Here is an 18,143-nt window from a genome sequence, read left to right as displayed (position 1 = left end):
AAGCCTCTCTTATTATATGCCTTTACTATCCTCGCTAAAGTCAACTTTCGTTTCTAAATCATCTTCATATTTATCGACATACATTTTTCCATTTTCATCAATGGTAGCGTACATGACTTCTTCAATTCTTTTTACACTAAATTGCTTTAGCTTCTTAATAAGATCTTTACCGCTCAATCTTCTTTTCTTCAGATTCTCATAGATAATTTGTCCTCCAATGATCAGTTCTGTAGGAATCGTATCCTCATTAGCAGTTAAGTTTAAATCACCTAATGTTACATTTTGCTTATCAGCTTTTTTTATTATGTTTAATAACCCGTTAGATTCTAGGATGCCATATTCTACATCATCAGGTGTATAACAGTCATTTTGTCTCAAAAGCATATTGAACTCATCAATACTGTACCTAGCTTTCTTTAAATTATTCTCAAGTAGTTTCCCATCTTGAATAACTAAAAGAGGTTCTCCTTCAACCACTTTTCTGAACGTTCTATTTTTCAATGCAATCAGAGATATTAGATAGGTTAGTACACCAAATAAGAGCAATCCAGCAAAATGCTGCATGGTTTCATTATTTAAATCTGTTGCCATATTACCTGCTATGGAACCGAACGTGATACCATTGATATATTCATGAAATGTTAATTGAGATATTTGTTGTCTGCCTATTAACCGAGCGATAAATAATATTGAAAAAAAGGATAAAGCCGTTTGGATGATGATTTCGATATATGAACTCACGAATTAACAACTCCTCGAAAAATCTTCTGTAACTAAAGTATTATTATTTTGTTACTATTTTGGAATACTATGCTTAAGATTGGAGTGATTCTATGAGTTTGCTGTATGAAGGCATTTTTACTATAGGATTTATTATTTTTGGATTTATTACCTTATATGCATTAAATAAAAAAGAAAAGATATAGAGAATTGAAATACATAACAAAACTCTCTATATCCCTTTATAATTTTAGATTCTATTCAAAGAACTTTCTTAGGTTTTCCATGTTTGCAGTAGGTTGTTGTAAGAGGGCGTCAACTAGGGTGAGTGCTACCATTGATTCAACGACCACGACAGCTCTTGGTACAATAATAGGATCGTGGCGACCTTGAATACTGATACTGGTTGTTTGGCCTTCTTTTGTAATAGTCTTTTGCTCTAATGATATGGAAGGTGTAGGCTTAATGGCAGCTCGTAAAATAATTGGAGAGCCGTCGCTTATACCACCAAGGATTCCACCAGCATGATTAGTGTGTTTGACGAGATTTCCAAAGGGTCCCATTTCAACAGTATCATTATGATCCACACCTGTCATTTTAGCAGCTTGGAAACCAGATCCAATTTCAAATCCCTTGACAGCTCCAATAGAGGTAATGGCCTTAGCTAACATGGCATCTAATTTCTCAAATACTGGGTTGCCGCAACCAGCAGGGTAGTTGGTAATAACACATTCAATTATGCCACCAGATGAATTTCCCATGGCTTTAAGTTCATTTAAGTAGCTCGCTGCTCTTTCATAAGCTTCGTTATCAGGCATGTAAAGAGGATTCTCATAGATAGCGGATGTATCAATAGGTTCCTTAACCTCAATAGGACCAATGGATCTTGTATAAGTTAAGAAAGAAACGCCAAAATCTTTAAGAATTTTCTTAGCCACAGCTCCTGCAGCTACACGACCAATGGTTTCCCGTCCTGAGGAACGTCCGCCACCACGGTAATCTCTAAAGCCATATCTGGCATCGTATGTTAAATCAGCATGACCAGGTCGGTAAATATCTTTTATGTTGCTATAATCCTTTGAGATTTGATTGGTATTCATGACCATCAAGGATATAGGTGTCCCTGTAGTCTTGCCCTGAAAAATCCCTGATAGAATTTTTAATTCATCATCTTCTTTACGAGGTGTTGTGTATTGTGATGTTCCTGGCTTTCTTCTATTTAGAGCTTCTTGAATGTCATCAACAGATAGTTCTAATCCAGCTGGGCAGCCATCAATGACCACACCTAAACCTTCACCATGGGATTCCCCCCAAGTGGTTACAGTAAAAATCTTTCCAAAACTTGAACCAGACATTTTTTCATCCCTCCAATGTATATTTGATATCAAGATATTTCAATGATTTTAAGCCATCAAAATAGGTTATAATTAAAAGTATAAGAAAAGATATACTTTAGTTTGTTGAAGTATTACTCAATATTATACGAGGTATTGTCTAGAAGTACAAGATAAATCCATAAACTCTTTAAATAGTATTAGTAATGAAACAAGTAAGGAGTTCTAGTTTACCCTTGAATTTTAAAAGGATAAGTTGTATACTCATATGGAAAATCAACAAGAAGGAAGATGTTTATGTATAAATTACTTAAAACCGATGGAATGGCTAAAAGAGGTGAGTTTCATACGGTTCATGGTGTCATCCAAACACCGGTATTTATGAACGTTGGAACAGCTGCAGCTATTAAAGGAGCCGTCTCAACTGAAGATTTAAAAGAAATTAAATGTCAAGTAGAATTATCAAATACATACCACCTGCATCTACGTCCAGGAGATGAAGTGATCAAAAAACTAGGTGGTTTACACAAATTTATGGTTTGGGATCGTCCTATCTTAACAGATTCAGGTGGATTTCAAGTTTTTTCTTTGACGACCTTACGTAAAATTAAAGAAGAAGGTGTATATTTTTCATCTCATATAGATGGTCGCAAAATATTTATGGGGCCAGAGGAAAGTATGCAAATTCAGTCAAATATTGCATCAACAATTGCAATGGCTTTTGATGAATGCCCTCCGAGTAAGGCAACAAGAGAGTATATGGTAGATTCTGTTGCAAGAACTACTAGATGGCTTGAACGCTGTGTGAAAGAAATGAATCGTCTTAATACCTTAGAAGATACTATTAATAAAGATCAATTGCTTTTTGGGATCAATCAAGGTGGTATTTACGAAGATATTCGTATTGAGCATGCTAAACGTATCTCTGAAATGGACTTAGCAGGTTATGCTGTTGGTGGACTAGCTGTTGGTGAGAGCCATGAAGAGATGTATAGAGTTCTAGAAGAAGTTGTACCTCATTTGCCTCAGAACAAGCCAACCTATTTAATGGGGGTCGGTACACCTGAAAACATTCTTGAGGCAGTCGAGCGTGGTATTGACTTTTTTGATTGTGTATTACCAGCCAGAAATGGCCGTCATGGTCATGTTTATACCAATAATGGTAAACATAATTTATTAAATGCTAAATTTCAATTAGATGATCAACCAATTGATCCTGATTGCCAATGTCCAGCTTGTCGCTCATATTCCAGGGCATATATCCGTCACTTGTTAAAGGCAAAAGAGATGCTGGGTATGCGTTTATGCGTTCTTCATAATCTACATTTCTATAATACCTTAATGGAAGAAATTAGAGATGCTATTGATGAAGGCAGATATGCAGAATTTAAAAAAGCAAAATTAGAAGGTTTTAAGAAAAAATAGTTCGCAACCCTTGATTTATTAAGGGCTTACCTATATAATATTCTATATTAGTTATAATTGCCATTATGTTCAACTATAGATTACTTTTTCGGAAATAGTTGAAGATAGTACTTGACGATACGTCTATGACTTAGAGTAATTAGGATGTTTGATGTTAATTATTATGTTGAAGTTATTGGAGTGATGGCAGTCAACTAATGAAGAAATACCTTGATGATTGAAAACTAAGGAGGAATTCACGTGGGCAGTATGGGCATGGCAGGTATGATTTTATACTTTGGAGCATTATTTGCAATTTTCTATTTCCTATTAATAAGACCACAAAAGAAGCGTCAAAAAGCTGTTGACGATATGCAAAACTCAATTAGTGTTGGTGATTGGATCATGACTAATGGTGGGTTATATGGTAAGGTTGTTGACATTGTTAATGAATTTTTAATTGTTGAATTTGGAACAAATAAAAGCGTTTTAGTACCTATTTCAAAGCAAGCAATTGCATCTGTAGGTGAGCCAAATTTAACAAGAAAGCGTATTGAAGAAGTTGAAGAAGATATCGATGACGAAGATGAAGATTTTGAAGATGAAGATTTTGACTTCGATGAAGATGAAGACTTCTTAGACGAAGATGAATAAAAATTATTAAAAGAAGCTGTTTCTAAAATATTTAGAAACAGCTTTTCTAGTTTGAGTACTACTTTAATCGTTCTTTCATTTTTTCAATTAATGAATATGGAATGTTCAAGTTACCGTAACCTCTTCCAACATCAACTCCATGACGATTATCACCATGGAAATCACTGCCACCAGATATGAGTAAGTCATATTTTTCTGCTAGAGACTTTATAGAGCTCGTTTCATCATCTGTAAAGGAATAATAATAAGCTTCAATACCATCTAGTCCAATAATTTTTAAGTTTTTAACCAGTGTGTCTAGTTGCTCGTTATCAAATTTGTAGAGCAGAGGATGGGCAATAATTCCAAGCCCACCAGCTGCTTTAATCAATCTAATGGCTTGCTCAGGAGTAAAAGTCTTACGTCTAACGTAGCCTTGACCATCAGTACCTAATACCTTGTCAAAAACTTCAGGCATATCTTCAAAGTAACCTTTGTTAACTAAGAGCTTAGCAAAATGAGCCCGGGTTAAAATATCACCGCCAGCTAATTTTTCTGCTTCTTTGAAGCTTATAGCGTATCCTAACTCTTGAAGACGATTGACCATGCGCTGATTTCTTGTTTCACGATCCCGTTTTACCTCTTCAAGCTCCTTTAGTAGAATGTCATTATGCCAATCTATATATAGACCTACAATATGAACATCTTCCTTCATATAGCGAGTCGAAAATTCAATACCTGGAATAACTTCAATGCCATACTTCTTCCCGATTCGCATGGCTTCATCTAGACCCGATACAGTATCATGATCAGTAATGGCAAGAGCTTTTATGTTATTTTGATGTGCCCGTTCTATAATTTCTTCTGGTGTAAAAGAACCATCAGATGCTGTTGTATGTGTGTGTAAGTCAATTGTCAATAGATGACACCTCCTATGTGACTATCATATCATAAAAACGATAATCTTAGCAGAAATTTTATCAACTGCTGATCAAGTTTTAATATGACGTTAAGCTATTAAAGTATTTATTTTTAGCTTGATTCTGGAATAAGAATGATAATTACCCTTCAATGATTCATTCTCTTTATGATATGTTATATAATCATGAAAACTTGCTTTCTACACAGCTTATTTCAAAAGTACACATAATTATTATGTTTCATTAGTAGAATAGTATTAGAACATAAGTAGGGGGGATAATATGGCCAAATCCAAGTACCAAATCAAACGACCTAAAATGTCCCAAAGTAAGAATAATACGCTTTTATTAAGCCTTACAAAAGGTTTAGTCTTTGGTTATATGATTACAGCCTTCTTTTTTATATTAATGGCTTTCATATTAACCTATACGAATATGTTAAATAATCCAACCCATCAAAATGTGATGCTCATAATTGTTACAGTAATTGCTGTAATAGTAGCAGGACTTAAAACAGCTGGATCATATAAAGATACAGGTTGGCTTTGGGGTGGAACTTGTGGCTTACTTTATTTCATCATATTCTTCTTAATTTCTTATCTTGTCAAAGGCAGTATTTCAATAACTTCAAATGGATTATCAATGTTACTCTTATGCCTAGGTAGTGGTGCACTTGGTGGTGTGTTTGGTGGAAAGCGGGATGAAGGGTAAAAAAAACTTTTCAGAAGCTGGGTATTGTGATATAATACCATTGATTATTTAATAACAGGATGAATAGTACATAAGTGTATTCATTTTATTTGTTTCAAGGAGGCGACAGAAAGAATGAAACGTATTAAAACTTTAAACCAAGCGACTTTAAAGAAGAGTATGCTAAAAGGTGGCTGTGGTGAGTGCCAAACTTCTTGCCAATCAGCATGTAAAACTTCTTGTACAGTAGGAAATCAAACTTGCGAAAACGTAAAATAACGTTTATGATCCCATAAGCAGTGGCATAGCCGCTGCTTATTTTGAAGTATTAAAGGAGGCTTTTGTTTGCAAGGAATCATCATTTAATACTTCACTTGTACGGCGACATAGGAGCCTTACATGTGAGCAAGGTAATTATAATTTTGCAATGGTATAGAACTTACATTGGTTTGGATATATTTGCTACGCAGAATGAAATTATCCATAGAAGATGACGCAGGAGCCTTCTATGTGAAGTATTAAAAGAGGAGTTTGCTTACATTTGGCTTCTCTATCAGTAGCATCAAATGTGATAAGAAAGGAAGAACGAGAGTGATTCATCAATATAAATTAGGGGAATTAAATATTGTCATGGATATCTATTCAGGTGCCGTTCATGTGGTTGATGAATTGGTATATGACTTAATCCAAGACTATGAAAAGAAAAGTGAAGAAGTACTTCTCAAAGAATACAGTGAAGATCATAGCAAAGAAGTACTTCTAGAAGCTTTAGAAGAAATTAAAGCACTTAAAGATGAAGGGCTACTTTTTTCTGAGGATGAGTATGGAAATGTGTTACAAAACTTTGAGAATAGAGAAACAGTGGTTAAAGCATTATGTTTACATATTGCTCATGACTGTAATCTAAGTTGTCGCTATTGCTTCGCTGGTGAGGGTGAATATCATGGCGATCGGTCCATGATGTCTGCAGAAGTTGGAAAAAAAGCTATTGACTTCTTAATTGCTCATTCAGGTAATCGACGAAACTTGGAGATAGACTTCTTTGGTGGAGAACCGTTGATGAACTTTGGTGTTGTTAAAGAAATCGTTGAATACGGTAGAAGTCTTGAAAAAGAACATAATAAAAATTTCCGCTTTACCATGACGACAAATGGTATTCTATTAAATGATGAGATTACTGCTTACTTAAATGAACATATGCATAATGTGGTTTTAAGCATCGACGGACGAAAAGAAATCAATGATCTGATGCGACCATCTAGCAATGGAAAAGGTAGTTATGATATCATCGTGGATAAATTTAAAAAAGTGGCCGAAACACGTAATCAAATGGATTATTATGTACGTGGAACTTTTACAAGCCATAATTTAGATTTTGCCAATGACGTTCTTCACTTGGCTGACTTAGGATTTAAACAAGTTTCTGTTGAGCCTGTAGTAGCCTCTGATGATATGCCATATGCCCTTAAAGAAGAGCACTTACCTCAATTATTTGAGCAGTATGAAAAACTAGCAGATGAAATGGTAAAGAGACGTGATGAAGGGAAAGGCTTTAACTTTTTCCACTTCATGATCGATCTAAATCAAGGACCATGTGTTGCTAAACGCTTAAGTGGTTGCGGTTCTGGTTGTGAATACATGGCAGTAACACCTTGGGGAGATTTATACCCTTGCCATCAATTTGTAGGTCTTGATGAATTTAAAATGGGTGATGTGAATGAAGGAATCACCAATGAAGGAAAATTAAAAGCCTTTAAAGCTACTAATGTTTATACAAAACCAGAATGCAAAGAGTGTTGGGCTAAGTTTTACTGTAGCGGTGGTTGCAGCGCTAATTCATTCCAGTTCTATGGCGATATCAACAGAGCTTATAAGGTAGGTTGTGAGCTTGAAAAGAAACGTGTCGAGTGTGCTATTATGATGAAAGCTAAGCAGATGTTGGCAGAGTAAACAGAAGGATATGTTAAATATTGGAATTACCTAGAAATATTTGACTTCGATTTCTTTAAGGAATATAATAGCAATAGAGTAATTTTACCAAAGGGGGAAAAATGATGAAAGCAAAAAATGCACTTATTCTTATTATTCTGCTAGTTGTGATCGGACTTACAACTGCGTTAGCTCTTATAGGAATAGGCGGAGACAAAAAATTTGGTTATGAAAGCATTCCTTTAGGATTAGATTTAAACGGTGGTGTTCAAATAACCTATGAAGCAGGAATAGACAATCCTTCAGATGAAGAGATGGCGGCTGCAGTTTCTGTTATTCGAAAACGATTAGATATTAATAATTATACAGAAGCTGAAGTTTATCGCGAAGGTGGCGATCGTATATATGTAGAGATACCTGGTGTCGATGACCCCAATAAGGCTGTAGACGATATTGGTAAAACAGCACAATTGGAGTTTATTGGTATTAACTTAGCTGAGTTGAGTATACCAGAAGATCAAGAATTCAACACTTATGAAGAATTTAATCAAGCTCAAGTTGATTTAGCTTTGGAGCAAGGTGTTGGTGAAGTTGCATTAACAGGTGCTGATGTTAAGAAAGCATCTAGTGCTTATGGACCAGTAGATAGTAGTGGAATCGCTAAACATCATGTTATCCTTGAATTAAATACTGATGGTAAGCAAAAATTTGCAGATGCAACAGAGAAATACATTGGTATGCCTATCGCTATCACTTTAGATGGACAAGTTGTTAGTATGCCAACTGTTAATGGTGTGATTACAAATGGTGAGGCTATTATAAGTGGTAGTTTTAATCAGGAAAGCGCTAGTGAGTTAGCTAACTTGATTAACGCTGGTGCATTACCATTTGATTTGATTCCTATCCAGTCACAAGGTGTCGGAGCCAAATTAGGAGCTAATTCATTAGATACAAGTATTAGAGCTGGTGCTATAGGACTTATTTTGGTTCTATTATTTATGCTTGCTTATTACAGAGTACCTGGGTTAGCAGCAGATTTAGCTCTTGTTATCTATGGTTCATTAGTTATAATTATTTTAGCAGCATTCGAAGTAACATTAACTTTGCCAGGGGTTGCAGGTATTATCTTGTCCATTGGTATGGCTGTAGATGCTAACGTAGTCATTTTCTCAAGAATTAAAGAAGAGCTTTATGCTAGTAAAGGTATTCGAGCATCAATTGATGCAGGGTTCAAGAAAGCTATGTCAGCTATTCTAGATGGAAATATTACAACGCTTATTGCAGCAGTTGTATTATGGTTCTTTGGTAGTGGACCAGTAAAAGGTTTCGCTCAGACATTAGGTGTTGGTATTATTGTTTCCATGTTTACTGCATTGGTTGTAACAAGAATCATGTTAAAAGCTTTGGTTGAATTAGGCTTAGATAAAAAAGCTTGGTTTGGTTTCAGTAAGAAAAAATATGAACTGTTACAAGGTGCGAAATAGGGGGTGGCGATCGTGAAAATAGTAGAAAATAAAAAGTATTGGTTTATAATCTCCTTAACTATTATTATTATTGGTTTAGGATTAATGATGGTACGCGGTTTAAATTATGACATTGAGTTTGCCGGTGGTACCATGATGCATGTTCAAATTGGACAAGATTTCACAGAAGGCGATATCCGTGCTGTTGTAGAAGATGTACTTGGTTCAAAGGCAGAAGGTGCTGATATACAAAAGGTTACAGGTTCACAAGAAGTTATTATTAAGACGAAGGAATTATCTACAGACGAAAGAACAGAAGTATTTAATGCTCTTGCTACAGAATATGGCCTACAAAGTGGTAAAGATGGGGACTTACTAAGTCATTCAAATATTTCAGGTACAATAAGCGGCGAAATGCAGAGAGATGCACTATTGGCGATTGTTATAGCTTCAGTTGTTATGTTAATATATATTTCCTTTAGATTCCATGATATTACAACAGGTGTAAGTGCAATTGCAGCATTATTACATGACGTATTAATTGTTTTAGCAGTATACTCTATTTTTAGCATACCCGTTAACAACTCTTTCATTGCAGCTATGCTGACCATTGTTGGTTACTCCATCAATGATACCATCGTTGTGTTTGATAGAATTAGAGAGAACCAGGCAGTTATGCGTAGAGGAGACTACTCTGGGTTAGTTAATCGAAGTATTAAACAGACGTTATCTCGTTCAATTAATACATCAGTGACAACAGTTGTGATGGTTGCAATGCTTTATATCTTAGGTGTACCAGCTATTAAAGAATTTGCATTCCCATTAATGATTGGTATATTAAGTGGTACTTATTCTTCAATCTTTATTGCCAGTCCAGTATGGCATTTATTCAAAGATAAAGAAGAAAAAAGATTAGCTAAAGCTTAAAAACAAAATATGTTTAGGGTTTATTTTGTCCTAAAGATTTGCTATAATTAAATAAGATATATTTATAGAGCCAGCTTTTATGCTGGCTTTAAATTATTTTTAAAACATTTAGGAAGATGATGATATGTTAGGACCTAAGTACATTTGGAACGAAAGAGAGCAAGATGATGTTATCATTAAAGGATTAAGTCAAAAGCATAATATCTCCTTGATTACAGCTAAATTACTTTATAATAGAAAAATACTTGAAGATCATGAAGTGAGTTTGTTTTTAAATCCTACTTTTGAAAACTTTCACGATCCATATTTATTAAAAGGTATGGAAAAGGCAGTTAACCGTATCATAAAAGCAAAAGAAAAGAGTGAAAAACTAGTTATATATGGTGATTATGATGTGGATGGCATAACAAGCACATCTATCCTTGTCATGTTCTTGGGAGAATGTGGATTCAATGTGGACTATTACATACCCAATCGATTAGAAGAAGGCTATGGTATCAATACTGGTGCTATAGAAAAATTAAAGGAACAGGAAACAGATCTTATTGTCACTGTGGACACAGGAATCACTGCAGTGGATCAGGTTGAAGTATGTAAAGAATTAGGCGTGGACATTATTATTACAGACCATCATGAGCCACAAGAAGTCATACCGAAGGCTTTGTCTGTCATAGATCCTAAGCAAGAAGATTGTCCTTATCCTTTTAAAGAATTAGCTGGTGTAGGTGTTGCTTTCAAATTGATGCAGGCCTTAAGTATAGCCATGGACTGTGTGGATATTATTTGGAAATACCTTGATATTGTAGCGGTTGGGACTGTTGCAGATATTGTACCATTAGTTAATGAAAATAGAATTATTGTGAAACATGCTTTCCAAACCATCCCTAACACATGGAACACTGGTTTGAAGAACTTATTAGAAGTGACTGGTTATCAATCTGATCAGGAAATCTCCAGTGGTATTATTGGCTTTCGAGTAGCTCCTCGTCTTAATGCAGCAGGTCGTTTAGGTGATGCAGCTCGTGGTGTAAGGTTATTTACATGTACAGATGATGCAGAGGCTTTAGTCATAGCTAAAGAACTCAATGAAGAAAATTTAAAGAGACAAGCTTTAGAGCAGCAGATTTACGACGAGGCAGTTGCTATCATTGAAAACAGTATCAATATAGATGAAAATAAAATTCTAGTAGTTGCAAGTGAAGAATGGCACCATGGTGTTATTGGAATTGTAGCCTCTAGGATTACTGAAAAATATTATCGTCCAAGCATAATATTATGTGTAGAAGATGGTGTCGCATCTGGATCTGCACGTAGCGTAGAGGGATTTAGTATATTTGATGCAGTTTATTCCTGTAATGATTTGATGGATAAATTTGGTGGTCACGAAATGGCAGCTGGTATGTCTTTAGATGTGTCTAAAGTTGCTGAATTGCAAAAACGCTTAAATACTTTTGCAGAGGAAAATATGCAGAAAGATACTTTAGTACCTAAATTAAAACTGGACGCACATTTGCCTGAAAAAGATGTATCTCTAGAATTTATTAATCAAATAGATGTATTAAGACCGTATGGGATGGGGAATCCAGAGCCAATGTTTTGCATTGAAACAAAAATTAATGATGCGAGGGCTATTGGAAAAGAGAGGAATCATTTAAAACTATCTTTAGGTTATAATAACGTTGATGCTATCGGTTTTGGCATCGGTGAGTACAGCAGCAGTTTATTTGCTAATCTAAGTTGTAAAGTTGTAGGAAAGTTAGATCGCAATGAATGGAAAGGTGTCGTTAAGCCACAGATTCTATTAAGGGATATCCATGCCTATGAAGATAATTCTGAACAAGTACCTGAAAGAAAAGATTTCGCTATGATTTACAAGAGTTTAGTGAACTATAAGCGCATATATGGGAATACTATTACTATTGAAGTGTTAAAGGATCATATTGATCAACAATATGGTGAACAAATTCACCTCAATAAGATTAAGAATTGCTTAGCTATATTTAAAGAATTAGAGCTGATGAGCTATGAAATGCGTGGTACTATTGTTGAATTTTCATTGTTTACAAATAAGAAGGTTGATTTGGAGCAATCTGAGATTTATCAGCAGCTTAAAAAGAGTGTTTAGATTCAAAAGCTTTAGCTGATCAGTGATGAGTCAAGCCTGTAAGGTATTCTATTCGCCGGCTAGATAGACGTCCATGTCTAAGATAGCCGGGCTCACAGTCCATGGTTCGCTGCTCCATAGAACACCTTACATGCTTTCGGCCTACATTGGATTAAGTTTGTGTGTGGACAGGCTTACTGAAATCAAAACTGATAATTTTAGTATGCAAAATAATAGAACAGCATATCATAGACTGCTTATTGAGGTGAGCTTTAAAAAAGTACTAGTAATTTTTCAATCTTATGTTATAATATATAGTGGATTAATTGTGAATAAGTATTTCTTTAGATAAAGGGGAGTTTTTAATGGATTTAAGTAAAGTAGTAAGAGATGTTTATGATTTTCCAAAAGAAGGGATCGTATTTAAAGACATCACTCCAATCCTACAAGACCCAGATAGCTTAACTGAAGCTGTTAATCAGATTCAAGATAAGATTAAGGATTTAGATTTTGACTATGTTATCGGACCAGAATCAAGAGGGTTTATATTTGGTGTACCTGTTTCATACAACTTAAAGAAGGGTTTTATCCCAGTTAGAAAAAAAGGGAAGTTACCTTTCGAAACTAAGGAAAAAGAATATGATTTAGAGTATGGAACGGCTACCATAGAAATGCATATCGATGCTATTCGACCAGGACAGAAAGTTGTTATCGTGGATGATTTATTAGCAACTGGTGGTACTTCCAAAGCCATGGTAGAGCTCATTGAGGAAATGGGTGGAGAAATCGTGGGATTTGTCTACTTAATTGAATTAGAGTTTCTAAACGGTAGAAAGTTATTAGAAGGCTATAACGTACATTCTATCATTAAATATTAATTATTGAAGCAGGCGAAAGCCTGCTTTTTTGATGCCCAAAAATAATAATCCATATAGGTTATGCGCATAAGGTGTACAATTACACCAGCAGAAAAGATGTCCATGTCTTAGACTACGGAGCTTCCCGTCCATGTTTCCCTGCTCCATCGTAGGTCTTATGCGCTTTCTACATCAATGGTTTTATCAATTCCGCCCAGAATAAATGGAAAGATATTACTTGACACAATATATTACTAGTGATAAAATAAAATTGAACGAGCAAAATATATTGAACGTTAAGGTATATTTGCTTGATCAAATTATTTTTATAGGGGTGTTGTTATGAAAATATTATTAAGAAATAGGAATCTTGCATTGACAGTTTTGGGAAGGTTCGTTTCTAATTTTGGAACATATATTCAAAGTTTTGTTCTATCCTTATATGTACTTAACACGACTGGTTCTGCAACACTATTTGCTTCAGTGCTGGCCATCGCCTATATACCACGTTTGCTGATCGGTCCTTTTGCAGGAGTAATCGTTGATCGCTTTGATAAGAAAAAAATTATTGTTGGATTAGATATACTCAGTGGTGTGGTGATGATGCTCTTTGCTTCATATTATATTGTTCAAGGTCAATTACCTATATGGCTGATTATCATTGTTGAATTAATCATGGCATTAATCAATATCTTTTTCTCACCAGCCATGGGTACTGTAATACCTACTGTTGTAGAAAAAGAAGATTTAGCTGATGCCAATAGCGCCAACGCGTTTTTGGATAGTATATCTAACATAGGAGCACCTGTTGTTGCTGGTCTTCTTTACGGTGTATTTGGAATGCTGGTTATTCTAATAATAAATAGTATGAGTTTCTTTATATCTGCATTAAGTGAAGTCTTTATTCAATTACCTGCGATGAAGAAAAAATCACCCCTTAATTTTAAAAGTTTTACAGCTGACTTTAAAGAAGGTTTTAGATTTATAATTAAGACAAGAGAAATATTAGCATTCATCACTTTTGGATTTATTGTGAATTTCGCACTATCACCTCTCTTTGGTGTTTCAATCCCTTATATACTAAAAAATATTCTTTTGGTGAACGATATTCAATTTGGTTTACTAAATACATTATTAGCACTAGGGATGCTCATTGGACCTCTGTTTGCACCATTGGTTATTAAAAAGGTGGGTTATAATAAGGCTACTTATATAGGGTTTAGTCTAAGTGCTCTCATTGTAGCTGGTATGTCACTAACTTTATGGTCACAATTGATGTCGCGCTATGTAACACTATGGGTGCCTATAGCATTAATCATCCTAGCAGGCGTAATTGTTATCAGTATTGTTATGCTCATTAACATAGCCCTACAAACAGAGATACAAAGTATTGTACCTGTTGAAATCCTTGGTCGAGTTAGTGCTGTTGCAGGGACATTTATGATTTTAGCTGCTCCATTAGGACAGATGGTCTTTGGCGCATTATATGATATTATGACATCTTCCAGTATATTACTCTTAACAGCCATTGGACTGTTTGTAAGTGCATTAGCTTATTATTGGATGGTTAAGCCACCAAAGGCATCACTTGATAATGAGCATGCTGAAGAAGTCATGGAGTAATGTTGCTTAATTTTAAGAACAAGACTATAATGTAGGGAGAGGTGAATAGAGTGGATAGAGTTAAGAACCTTACAACTTTAGAAGAAGTAAAAGTATTCTCCGATCCCTACCGTATGAAAATACTTAAATGTGTCTTAGAGGCGAATGAGCCAATGACTGTTAAGCAGATGGGGGTAGCATTGGGAGAAAAACCGTCCAAAGTCCATTATCATGTTCAGAAATTAGTAGCTGTTAACATTTTAGTCTTAGATCATACTGAAAACATTAATGGTATTATTGCAAAGTATTATTTGCCCACAGCAGAGAGTTTTGTTATAAAAATGGACGATGATGTTAAGAAATCTGTGAGTAAAAGTGATATTGAGGGTATATTTGGTAATGTCTTTGATCTTGCCAAGGAAACCTTTGGTTTCCAGATTATAAAGGCTGAAGACTATAAAAAACGTCATAATCTTGATAAGATGCCGCCTAGTACCAAGATTAATGGTGGGGTATCCTTTGAAAGTATTTATGTAACTGAAGAAGAATTAAAAGAAATCAATAGATATATGATGGATGTATTTAAAAAATATGAAAAAGATGATAATCAAGGCAACAAAAAAAAGTGCGATCTTCTATTTGCTTACATGGAAGAATTTGATAAGGAATAGATCAACTTGCTTTATCTAAAAAAATAAATTATAATAGTATTCAGACAGAAAATCCTATGAATTTAGGATTTTTTTTTAGTCGTTAGTAGGAATAAGTTGAAAGTTTCTAAAAAAAATCTTATAATAGAATGATAAACTAAAAATTACTACACAATTCATATCCAAAGTAGGTGGAATGATGGTTGATCAAATATACGATCGTTTAATAGAAAAAATAGAATCTTATCATCCAGCCAATAGCTATGAACTTGTTGAAAAGGCATACAAGTTGGCTAATGAAGCGCATGAAAATCAGTTTCGTAAATCAGGGGAACCTTATATTATACATCCTCTAGAAGTTGCTTATATTTTAGCTGATTTAGAATTAGACTTAGAATCCATTACGGCAGGTATTTTACATGATGTTATAGAAGATACAGTGTACTCCTTTGATGAAGTGGCTGAAATATTCGGTATTGAGGTCGCGGAGTTGGTTGATGGTGTAACGAAGTTGACTCAGACAGAAATTACTTATACCACTGATAAAGAAGAGATTCAGGCTGAGAACTATCGAAAAATGTTTTTAGCCATGGCGAAAGATATCAGAGTGATTCTTATTAAGTTAGCTGATAGGCTGCACAATTTACGTACCTTGAAATATATGCCTGAGCCTAATCAATTGAAAAAGGCAAAAGAGACCTTGGATATCTATGCTCCTCTAGCACATCGCTTAGGTATATCTAAGATTAAGGTTGAACTTGAAGACTTAGCACTTAAATACCTTCATAAAGAAGCTTATTCAGATCTAAGCCACAAGATTAATCGTAAAAGAGACGAACGATTTAACTTCATCGATAATATTGTCAAAGAAATCAATGAACATCTAGAACAGGTAAGTATAGAAGCTAAAGTTGAAGGACGCCCTAAGCATTTCTTTTCTATTTATAAAAAAATGGTTAGTCAGAATAAAACATTGGATCAAATATATGATTTATTTGCACTCCGTGTTATCGTGGATTCTGTTAAAGATTGTTATGGCGCATTAGGTGTCATTCATGAACTTTATACACCTATTCCGGGGCGATTCAAGGACTATATTGCTATGCCTAAACCTAATATGTATCAGTCTCTTCATACGACTTTAATGGGACCAGAAGGGGAACCCTTTGAAGTACAGATTCGAACTTTGGAAATGCATCGATCAGCTGAATATGGTATCGCAGCTCATTGGAAGTATAAAGAAGGTAAATCTGGTAAGAGTGCCGAGGAAAATGAAGAAGAGAAGTTATCTTGGTTAAGACAAATCCTTGAATGGCAGATAGAAATGTCTGATAATAAAGAATTCATGGATGCGCTAAAACTAGATTTAAATGTCTATAATGATTCTGTTTATGCCTTTACACCTAGGGGGGATGTCTTTGATATGCCTCGAGGATCAACACCTATTGATTTTGCCTACCATATACATTCGGCAGTAGGAAATAAAATGGTTGGCGCTAGAGTGAATGGCAAAATTGTAACTTTCGATTATAAAATTAAGAATGGGGACCGTATTGAGATTATAACTTCTCAAAACTCAAAAGGACCTAGTCGGGATTGGTTAAGCATTGTAAAGAGTTCTCAAGCCAAGAACAAAATTAATCAATGGTTCAGAAAAGAGTTTAAGCAGGAAAACATAGAAAAAGGTAAAGAACTTTTCGATAAATATGCAAAGTCTAAAGGGATACAACTAAGTGTCATCTTAAAGCCAGAGTGGATGGATATTGTACTACGCAAGTATGGTTTTAAAGATTGGGATGCAGTTTATGCAGCAATTGGACATGGAGGACTAAAAGAAGGTCAGGTAGTTAATCGACTGTATGAAGAACATAAAAAACTTCAAAAGACGAATATTACTGATGAAGAAGTCATTGAGCAGATGACTGATCAAAAAGTACCACAGACACCTAAGAAGTCTAAGAGTGGTATAACAGTTCGTGGGATCCATGATGTAGCTGTTAGGTTCTCTAAATGCTGTAACCCAGTACCAGGTGATGAAATTATCGGATTTGTCACAAGGGGAAGAGGTGTTTCTATTCATCGTACTGATTGTGTTAATATGATCCACTGTTCTGAAGAGGATCGTCAACGACTAATCGATGCAGAATGGTTAGGTGATGAACAGGAAATGCCAAAACGCCTGTATCAAACTGAAATTCAAGTAATTTCTGATGACAGACAGGGTATTATAATAGATATATCCAGTATACTTAAAGACGAAAAAATACCCGTCAGATACTTGAATGCAAGAACCACTAAAGAAGGTTCAGCTTATTTCAATATAACTATTGAAATCAATGGTAAAGCTCAGCTTGAGAAAATCATTGACAAGATAAATATGATACCAGGTATACGTGATATTATAAGAACCTCCTATTAAGGAGTTGTGATAGAGTATATTTTAGTATTTGGAGGTACATGATGCGAGCAGTGATACAAAGAGTTAGTCATGCACAAGTTGTTGTTGAAGATCAAATTATTGGCAAGATTGAAAAAGGAATCATGGTTTTAGTTGGATTTAAACAGGGAGACGATGAAAAAACCATGGAATATATGCTTGAGAAAATTACAAAACTGAGAATATTTGAAGACGAGAATGATAAAATGAACTTGTCTCTTAGTGATGTAAAGGGTGGTCTGCTCATTGTACCTAACTTTACACTTTATGGTGACTGTCGTAAGGGTAGAAGACCAAGTTATTCAACTGGAGCACCTGTTGTAGAGGCAGAAGGACTATTTAATCAATTTATTGATAAAGCTAAAGAGAGTTATGTCACTGTTCAAACAGGACAGTTTAGAGCTCACATGGAAGTAACATTAACTAACGATGGTCCTGTAACTTTATTATTGGATAGTGATAAGGAGTTTTAA

The 18,143-nt window shown here is 34.9% G+C and carries 16 protein-coding genes; 13 read left to right on the top strand and 3 right to left on the bottom strand.

What is annotated here, in order from left to right:
* Nucleotides 1-12: 12 nt before the first annotated feature.
* Together C1Y58_RS01300 and aroC are read right to left on the bottom strand one after the other, a co-directional pair.
* On the bottom strand, nucleotides 13-741 hold the full coding sequence (locus C1Y58_RS01300) for a YetF domain-containing protein (protein ID WP_105614184.1): 729 nt from the start codon (nucleotides 739-741) through the stop codon (nucleotides 13-15).
* Nucleotides 742-977: 236 nt separating this feature from the next.
* On the bottom strand, nucleotides 978-2,075 hold the full coding sequence (gene aroC, locus C1Y58_RS01295) for a chorismate synthase (RefSeq protein ID WP_105614183.1): 1,098 nt from the start codon (nucleotides 2,073-2,075) through the stop codon (nucleotides 978-980).
* A 276-nt stretch (nucleotides 2,076-2,351) separates the two neighbouring features.
* Between aroC and tgt the strand changes: the two genes are divergently transcribed.
* Nucleotides 2,352-3,479, top strand: coding sequence for a tRNA guanosine(34) transglycosylase Tgt (gene tgt / locus C1Y58_RS01290; RefSeq protein ID WP_105614182.1), 1,128 nt, complete (start codon nucleotides 2,352-2,354; stop codon nucleotides 3,477-3,479).
* A 249-nt stretch (nucleotides 3,480-3,728) separates the two neighbouring features.
* Nucleotides 3,729-4,112 (top strand): preprotein translocase subunit YajC, encoded by a 384-nt coding sequence (yajC, locus tag C1Y58_RS01285; protein WP_242985330.1) that lies wholly within the window; start codon nucleotides 3,729-3,731, stop codon nucleotides 4,110-4,112.
* A 58-nt stretch (nucleotides 4,113-4,170) separates the two neighbouring features.
* On the opposite strand, the gene C1Y58_RS01275 is transcribed toward yajC, so the two are convergent.
* Complete coding sequence (locus C1Y58_RS01275) at nucleotides 4,171-5,010, bottom strand: PHP domain-containing protein (protein ID WP_105614181.1); 840 nt, start codon at nucleotides 5,008-5,010, stop codon at nucleotides 4,171-4,173.
* Nucleotides 5,011-5,293: 283 nt separating this feature from the next.
* Between C1Y58_RS01275 and C1Y58_RS01270 the strand changes: the two genes are divergently transcribed.
* The 11 genes from C1Y58_RS01270 (at nucleotide 5,294) to dtd (ending at nucleotide 18,143) form a co-directional block, all read left to right on the top strand.
* On the top strand, nucleotides 5,294-5,722 hold the full coding sequence (locus tag C1Y58_RS01270) for a TIGR04086 family membrane protein (RefSeq protein WP_105614180.1): 429 nt from the start codon (nucleotides 5,294-5,296) through the stop codon (nucleotides 5,720-5,722).
* Nucleotides 5,723-5,836: 114 nt separating this feature from the next.
* Nucleotides 5,837-5,980, top strand: coding sequence for a six-cysteine ranthipeptide SCIFF (gene scfA / locus C1Y58_RS01265; RefSeq protein WP_105614179.1), 144 nt, complete (start codon nucleotides 5,837-5,839; stop codon nucleotides 5,978-5,980).
* Between the two features lie 312 nt (nucleotides 5,981-6,292).
* Nucleotides 6,293-7,651, top strand: a complete 1,359-nt coding sequence (gene scfB, locus C1Y58_RS01260; RefSeq protein WP_105614178.1) for a thioether cross-link-forming SCIFF peptide maturase — start codon at nucleotides 6,293-6,295, stop codon at nucleotides 7,649-7,651.
* A 104-nt stretch (nucleotides 7,652-7,755) separates the two neighbouring features.
* Nucleotides 7,756-9,114, top strand: coding sequence for a protein translocase subunit SecD (gene secD, locus C1Y58_RS26815; RefSeq protein ID WP_242985308.1), 1,359 nt, complete (start codon nucleotides 7,756-7,758; stop codon nucleotides 9,112-9,114).
* 12 nt (nucleotides 9,115-9,126) lie between these two features.
* Complete coding sequence (gene secF, locus C1Y58_RS26810; RefSeq protein ID WP_242985307.1) at nucleotides 9,127-10,020, top strand: protein translocase subunit SecF; 894 nt, start codon at nucleotides 9,127-9,129, stop codon at nucleotides 10,018-10,020.
* Nucleotides 10,021-10,144: 124 nt separating this feature from the next.
* A complete protein-coding gene (gene recJ, locus C1Y58_RS01250; protein WP_105614177.1) occupies nucleotides 10,145-12,145 on the top strand; it encodes a single-stranded-DNA-specific exonuclease RecJ in 2,001 nt (666 codons plus the stop codon).
* Between the two features lie 344 nt (nucleotides 12,146-12,489).
* Nucleotides 12,490-13,002: an adenine phosphoribosyltransferase gene (locus tag C1Y58_RS01245; protein ID WP_105614176.1), complete on the top strand. Its 513-nt coding sequence runs from the start codon at nucleotides 12,490-12,492 to the stop codon at nucleotides 13,000-13,002.
* 321 nt (nucleotides 13,003-13,323) lie between these two features.
* Nucleotides 13,324-14,604, top strand: coding sequence for an MFS transporter (locus C1Y58_RS01240; RefSeq protein WP_105614175.1), 1,281 nt, complete (start codon nucleotides 13,324-13,326; stop codon nucleotides 14,602-14,604).
* Between the two features lie 50 nt (nucleotides 14,605-14,654).
* Nucleotides 14,655-15,254, top strand: coding sequence for a winged helix-turn-helix domain-containing protein (locus C1Y58_RS01235; protein WP_105614174.1), 600 nt, complete (start codon nucleotides 14,655-14,657; stop codon nucleotides 15,252-15,254).
* A 178-nt stretch (nucleotides 15,255-15,432) separates the two neighbouring features.
* Nucleotides 15,433-17,652: a RelA/SpoT family protein gene (locus tag C1Y58_RS01230; RefSeq protein WP_242985306.1), complete on the top strand. Its 2,220-nt coding sequence runs from the start codon at nucleotides 15,433-15,435 to the stop codon at nucleotides 17,650-17,652.
* Between the two features lie 41 nt (nucleotides 17,653-17,693).
* Nucleotides 17,694-18,143, top strand: a complete 450-nt coding sequence (gene dtd / locus C1Y58_RS01225) for a D-aminoacyl-tRNA deacylase (protein WP_105614172.1) — start codon at nucleotides 17,694-17,696, stop codon at nucleotides 18,141-18,143.

The organism is Vallitalea okinawensis (genome assembly GCF_002964605.1).
GTDB lineage: Bacteria > Bacillota > Clostridia > Lachnospirales > PQDH01 > Vallitalea_A > Vallitalea_A okinawensis.
The sequence above is the reverse complement of the archived record's forward strand: the minus strand, read 5'-3'. Positions and strand labels throughout refer to the sequence as shown.